Source organism: Mesorhizobium sp. (genome assembly GCF_004962925.1).
In the GTDB taxonomy this organism is placed as follows: domain Bacteria; phylum Pseudomonadota; class Alphaproteobacteria; order Rhizobiales; family Rhizobiaceae; genus Mesorhizobium.
In genome coordinates this window covers 1-741 of the sequence record NZ_SUEO01000415.1, presented here as the reverse complement: position 1 = coordinate 741, position 741 = coordinate 1, and the positions used below count along the sequence as shown (strand labels likewise).

Sequence of the window (741 nt, the reverse complement as noted above, 5' to 3'; positions counted from 1 at the left end):
CGGCCAGTCGGTCACCTTCTCGCGGCCGATCCGCGAGGTGATCCTCGAACGCCTGCCCAACACGCTGCTTTTGATGGGCAGCGCCACCGCGCTCTCCTTCGGGCTCGGCTCGGCGCTCGGCATCTATGCCGGCGCCAGGCCCGGCAGCTTTCGCGACCGTTTCCTGTCGATCGGCTCGCTGGCGCTCTATGCCGTACCGGGCTTCTGGCTCGGGCTGGTGCTGATCATTGTCTTTGCCGTCGACCTGCGCTGGTTTCCGATCGGCGGCATCGAGAGCATCGCGTCAGCCAAGATCGGCCTCGACCGTGCGGTGGATATCGCCAGCCATCTCGTCCTGCCGGTGTCCGCACTCGGCTTCATCTACCTCGCGCTCTATCTGCGCATGATGCGCGCTGGCATGACAGAGGTCTGGCGGCAGGATTTTGTCCTCGCCGCTCGCGCCAAGGGGCTTTCCCGGCGCCGCATCGTGCTCGCCCACGTCGCCCGCAACGCGCTGTTGCCGCTGGTCACCATGCTCGGCCTGCAATCGGCGCAGATGCTCGGCGGCAGCGTCGTCATCGAAAGCGTCTTTTCTGTGCCCGGCCTTGGCCGGCTGGCGCAGGAAGCGGTGGCCGCGCGCGACACGCCGCTGCTGCTCGGCATCATCCTCGTCAGCGCCGTTCTGGTCATCGTCATCAATCTTCTCGTCGACATCGCCTACGCCTTCCTCGATCCACGCGTCGGCGCCAGCGAGGCCGGTGC

At 66.9% G+C, this 741-nt stretch carries 1 protein-coding gene; it reads left to right on the top strand.

Going from position 1 to position 741, the window contains the following annotated elements; translation table 11 throughout:
- A partial coding sequence (locus E5W87_RS35475) for an ABC transporter permease (RefSeq protein WP_292408633.1) occupies positions 1 to 741 on the top strand: 741 nt, incomplete at both ends.